Origin of the sequence: Aeromonas molluscorum 848, assembly GCF_000388115.1 — a bacterium.
GTDB lineage: Bacteria > Pseudomonadota > Gammaproteobacteria > Enterobacterales > Aeromonadaceae > Aeromonas > Aeromonas molluscorum.
Genome location: NZ_AQGQ01000222.1, coordinates 1 through 5,447, shown reverse-complemented (window position 1 = coordinate 5,447; position 5,447 = coordinate 1). Strand labels below are relative to the sequence as shown.

6 protein-coding genes are annotated in these 5,447 nt (G+C 46.7%); all 6 read right to left on the bottom strand.

Features of this window, described 5'->3' with window-relative positions; translation table 11 throughout:
• Positions 1–59: 59 nt before the first annotated feature.
• Complete coding sequence (locus G113_RS18850; protein ID WP_005909098.1) at positions 60–977, bottom strand: phage exclusion protein Lit family protein; 918 nt, start codon at positions 975–977, stop codon at positions 60–62.
• A 177-nt stretch (positions 978–1,154) separates the two neighbouring features.
• Positions 1,155–1,691, bottom strand: coding sequence for a hypothetical protein (locus G113_RS18845; protein ID WP_005909097.1), 537 nt, complete (start codon positions 1,689–1,691; stop codon positions 1,155–1,157).
• Between the two features lie 91 nt (positions 1,692–1,782).
• On the bottom strand, positions 1,783–2,574 hold the full coding sequence (locus G113_RS21415) for a PD-(D/E)XK nuclease domain-containing protein (RefSeq protein ID WP_040319395.1): 792 nt from the start codon (positions 2,572–2,574) through the stop codon (positions 1,783–1,785).
• Between the two features lie 640 nt (positions 2,575–3,214).
• Complete coding sequence (locus tag G113_RS18835) at positions 3,215–4,132, bottom strand: IS5 family transposase (RefSeq protein WP_005909092.1); 918 nt, start codon at positions 4,130–4,132, stop codon at positions 3,215–3,217.
• Positions 4,133–4,180: 48 nt separating this feature from the next.
• Positions 4,181–4,447: a hypothetical protein gene (locus G113_RS18830; RefSeq protein WP_005909090.1), complete on the bottom strand. Its 267-nt coding sequence runs from the start codon at positions 4,445–4,447 to the stop codon at positions 4,181–4,183.
• A 379-nt stretch (positions 4,448–4,826) separates the two neighbouring features.
• The coding region (gene guaA, locus G113_RS18825; RefSeq protein ID WP_005909088.1) for a glutamine-hydrolyzing GMP synthase at positions 4,827–5,447 on the bottom strand (621 nt) is incomplete at its 5' end.

Below are 5,447 nucleotides of genomic sequence, written 5' to 3'. Positions count from 1 at the left end.
CCCTAACGCATGGTAAAAATGTCACGCGTACCGAATCACTCTTGAACAATTTGTTAACTTTAATCAAGTTGATGGGAGATGGATTCAAAGAGACTCTTAAATGTAGACTTTTCTTCCCAAGCCAACTCAACTGAATAGTTTGTTGACCATAAACCTAAAGCCGCACATGCTATTAACCAAGCTGTATCATTATCATCCACTTGGAATTCATTTAAAGCGTTCATGATGCGTAAATCTGAATCTGGATGAATTTTGTTAGATACTTTTGACTTAAAAAATAGAAGAGACGATAAAGCAATCGAAACTCCGTATTTTGTCGCAGCCTCATTATTTAGATATATACCTTCAGAAAACAACCTAACTGCATTCGCGTCTGCTTGCTGTTCAAATTCCATCTTCTCAAGAACTGTCAGGAACCCATTAGATGATTCATAAGATTTACAATGACCTAAATCCACATGTGAGTACTCGTGGCACAAAATAAAATTAAATCCATATAGGAAGAGTTCATTTGTTTTCTCGATATCTGCGGCTAGGTTTAAATCGTAAACCTCTGGATTGGGAAGATTATTTTTATCCCAATCATGGTAACCGTCGATTAAACTCAAGGCATAGTCAAAAGTTTTATCTGCCCACTTCTTTTTTTCGTTGTCATCCTCGAGCTTTCCAGAAAGGATTAGATCTGTGTATATATATAAACTAAATGTCACACACCATAAATATGCTAAAAATGTTTCATGAATATTTATTTCTTTTGACGAACTGTATACAAAAGGACCTTTGACCTTTTCTCCTTTTTGAGAGCTTATATTTATCGTGTAAGTAATCTCTGTTTTTAATCCTTTACTCCTCACAGTCTCCAACGTGTCATTTAGAAAGTTAGAAGTTGTATTCTCAAACTGCGCAATAATATTATGTTGTAGAACCCGGATAGGTAAATACCCTTTGTGACTTCTATTGTAGTGATTAACCTTCATATTTTCCCTTTAAAGATAATGCCTTGTTAAGGTGTGAGCAATGCAAAACCAAAACCAAAACCAAAACCAAAACCAAAACCACCGGATGCCACCTTAAACACTTAAATCAATGCATGGTAAAAATGCCACGCGTTGAGAATCCATCTTTAAATGGCTTGTTATGTTATGATCTAGTTTTCATTCTAATTTTTGATTTAAGCGATCTGAAACACTCTTTGATACACCTAACCACTCCATTGCTTCAGCCTTAGTAAGATCAATTCCACTCACATGCACAATTTCATTTCTTAAACGATATATCTTCAATATTAAATCAGCTAAACCACTGTCAATTTTATCTGAATTTTGTAACTGCTTAACCAATTTGTAAATTGGCTGACGTTTGCCATCGGCACCCTTAGTTATAAGGATATTCTCGATGTTTTGCCAAGACTGTAAAAAAGCCCATTCAGGCGCCATCTGCACTAACTCCAAATCACTAACACTATAAACAGAGCTAGGATAAGCAATCGTAATTCCGAGTTCTATTGCATCACCTTTGACCTCATCCATAGCTTCAACAAGATCAATTTCCATATCGCCATACTTTGCTTTTTTAACTCGCTGTAATAATTTGGATACATCTTTTTTGAAATAAAACAATGCGCCTACGACTACTGCAGGCCAAACCAAATGCCCCACAAGATCAACAACTAACTTAAAATAATCGATCATTTATTTTTCCACTTGAGTAACATGACGCCGTGCTCTACGGCAAGTTTGGAGCGAAGCGGAAAATTGCCCGACAGCAGCACTTTGTTAGTGCCTATTGCTCAGGTGTGATAAACACAGTCACCGGAACGCCATTAATTTCTTTTGTAAGGTCATTTTCAATCCCTCGGGGATTTGCGACACGCCCTTCCGGATCATAAACAAAACATACTAAAGTGTTACAATCCGGATGGGCTTGATATCGCTGCGAGTCGATTATAAGCTGCTCACCAACGTCTTTTGCAGATAAACCCTGTCTAGTCTTCTTAATCTCGATAATTATTTTTTCTTGCTTAAGCAAAAAATCAACTCGCGACGAAGCCCCCGCGTAACTTGGTGTATACTCCTCAGCCCTTACATCATCAAAGTAGATTCGTAATAGAGAATGAAAAAGGTCTTGAACATCATATTCATCTTCGATTTCGATTGTTTTTCTCGAACCGTGTCTAGATCGAAGCTGTCGCGCTACTCTGTGGAATCGGCGAATTAGCAATTCAACTTTATCAATAGCGGACAATTCTTGCATATGAGACTCTGGTTCATCCTCCCAATACTCTTTAACCTCATCAATCAGTGACTCCAATACAGAGATAGCATTTCTTACCCCACCACGATAGGCATTTTCAAATGAGGAATCTGGAGTCCCTGATGTAAACATCATTAATGAATAGTGAATGTCTGTAAAATCTTTCAAATGCCTAGTTCCCTCACCAAAAATACGCTCTATAGCCACTTCCGTATCTCGATGCCATTTTTTGAATTCTTGACTCCCTCTTGGCATGCTAGCTAATTGAGCTGCTCTCGCTTTTAAACTATCTAGTCTTTCAACTGCTTCAGCTTTGTTCAATTCTTATTCTCCTTGAACACTAACAATGATTAGAAAGAAGGCGGTACTAATCCAATAGCAGAACCTTCCGTATAACTCTGCTTCATCTTCATAGTCACCTAAAAAAAATCATTTTAAATCATTGCGTTACAAAAATTATACTGGCATCTGACCGTATTAGCTTCCATCCACTATGGCGCTCGATGTGCCAGTGCCAGTGCCAGTGCCGAATTACAGCCAAGATACCGCCCGACAGCCACCAGTTTGCTGCCTTTGGCCCAAACGATGTCTCTGGCCTGACTCATAGACAACCCCAAAAGGTAGGTTTTCAAACGGCCATCCTAGCGAGCTAAACAGATAAGAAAAAGAGGATGATGATAATTTGCTGAGCAAGATCAACAAATTAATCAATAAGCATCAATGCTAACTCATAACAGAGGTGCTGGGTTGTGGAAAAAGAAAGACGCCATTTAGGCGTCTTTCTTATTGTTAGGTGTTGGAACCAACCGATTGGAGGCTATGTCCCCCCGTCTTATACCCCGCAACCGGATCAGATCGGGGTAATGGAGGTGATATGGGCCGATCCATCCAGGGACTGGAAGATCGGCGTTGTTTCCCAAATCAACCATCAAGCCACAACTGCCCCAGCCCCAGGTGACCGCTACACTCGGGGCTTTCTGACAGGTAGACCAAGGGTATTCAGTTTGTTTATGGCACTGACATACGCCATGACTTCCCCCACTTGGCCATTGTAGTTACGCAGACTGATTTTCCCCACCATCAACTGCTTGAACCGATACATCGCCGTCTCTGCCAGCGAGCGCCGATGATATCCCGACATCTTCTTCCAGTGCGCTAGCCCCTCCTTGCGCATCACCAGCACAGCCTCATTTCTAGGATGTCCCTTTTCCCATAACCCCGCGCTCTTGCGAGGCGGGATACAGGCTGTCGCCCCTTTGCGCGCTATCAGCTGATGGCTGGCTTTGCTGTCATAGGCGCCATCCGCATAAACACGTCCCAGCTTGCGCCGCAGTGGATTGAGCAGAGTCGGCAGTACCTCAGCGTCATGAACGTTTTCCAGCGAGACTTCCGCCGCCACGATATCGTGGGTCACCGGGTCTACCGCCAGATGCAACTTGCGCCAGACTCGCCGCTTCTCAGCGCCGTGTTTTCTGACCTTCCACTCGCCTTCACCAAACACCTTCAGCCCGGTTGAGTCGATAACCAAGTCGGTAATGCGCCCCTTTGGGGGCTGTCGATAAGCCACCGTCACCGTGCGTGCCCGCTTGCTGACACAGCTATAGTCCGGCGCACACAGCGGCACATTCATCAACGCGAACAAGGAGTCGAGTAGCCCCTGGGTCGCTCGCAGAGTGAGGCTGAAAATCCCCTTGAGCATCAGAAAGGTGCAGATAGTCTGGTCAGTGTAGAGCTGGCTGCGGCCCCGCCGCCCATGATGGTCGTGGTGAAACCAGTTGTTCATGGCCTCGGCATCAACCCAGAAGGTAAGTGAACCACGGTTAATCAAGGACTTGTTGTATTTAGGCCAGTTGGTGATGGGGTGAAGCGACGTGCCCATGATGCAGACTTGAAGGGGATGGTGGTGATCAGATCACCAAGTCCTCAGTTAGTTCCATTCAAGCTGCATCGATTTGGGAAACAACGCCTGGAAGATCTGCACCACGGCTTCCCCGTGGATGGGGTTGGGCAGCGGCACAGTGCTCTTGCATTTGAAGCGGTAGTTGGTACCGGCGACGACCTGGGTGGAGACTTCAAAGGGTGTGTACTGCACCCCGACAAATCCTTCCAGCGCCTGGTTGAATACCGCCTGATCCTTGGCGCTCAGCTTGTGGTAGGCAGTCCATCCGCCCAACAGCACTGCTTGTTCTGACATAAACAAACCCTCCGTGATCTCTTGTCCCTACTCGTTTGGCTGTTCGGGTTCCGCCCCGTTGATTCAAGTGGTGTCCGGACTCCACCGGGGGGTCATCACTGCCGTTTGGCGTGATGACGATGGGCAGTTTGCGCAGCTGTCAGCTCGTGAGTCACCCCTCCCCCTTGCCATGAGCGCCTGATGATAACGGTCTCAATTGGCATGAGAGAGCCTAGTGCGGGATAGTGAAAATGCCCCTGTCACATATGACAGGGGCAAAGCGGTGAAAAAGCTGCTCAAAAAACGAAGATGTGTGGCGCAAACGATTGGAAAAAGAAAAGGCGCCTCAAGGGCGCCTTTTTGACAGTTTTGCGTGATCGCAGGAAGAGGCGTCAGCCGCTTATTCCCATTCGATAGTTGCGGGCGGCTTGCCGGAGACGTCGTACACCACGCGGGAGATGCCGTTGATCTCGTTAATGATGCGATTCGACACGTGGCCGAGGAAGTCGTACGGCAGGTGGGCCCAGTGGGCAGTCATGAAGTCGATGGTCTCGACGGCGCGCAGGGCAATGACCCAGTCATATTTGCGACCATCACCCATGACGCCGACGGAGCGCACCGGCAGGAAGACGGCGAACGCCTGGCTGACCTGGTTGTAGAGGTCGGCCTTGCGCAGCTCTTCGATGAAGATGGCGTCGGCACGGCGCAAGATTTCGCAGTACTCTTTCTTCACTTCGCCAAGCACGCGCACGCCCAGACCCGGACCCGGGAAGGGGTGACGGTAGAGCATGTCGTAGGGCAGACCCAGCTCCAGGCCGACACGGCGTACCTCGTCCTTGAACAGCTCGCGCAGGGGCTCGACCAGACCCATCTTCATTTCGTCCGGCAGGCCGCCAACGTTGTGGTGAGACTTGATGACGTGGGCCTTGCCGGTGGCGCTGGCAGCGGATTCGATCACATCCGGATAGATGGTGCCCTGGGCCAGCCATTTGGCGTTTTTCAGCTTCTTGGCTTCATCGTC

Excerpts from the sequence above, each read along its gene's own strand:
- G113_RS18850 (WP_005909098.1), bottom strand. The coding sequence starts at position 977 with ATGAAGGTTAATCACTACAATAGAAGTCACAAAGGGTATTTACCTATC.
- G113_RS18830 (WP_005909090.1), bottom strand. The coding sequence starts at position 4,447 with ATGTCAGAACAAGCAGTGCTGTTGGGCGGATGGACTGCCTACCACAAG.
- G113_RS18845 (WP_005909097.1), bottom strand. The coding sequence starts at position 1,691 with ATGATCGATTATTTTAAGTTAGTTGTTGATCTTGTGGGGCATTTGGTT.
- G113_RS18835 (WP_005909092.1), bottom strand. The coding sequence starts at position 4,132 with ATGGGCACGTCGCTTCACCCCATCACCAACTGGCCTAAATACAACAAG.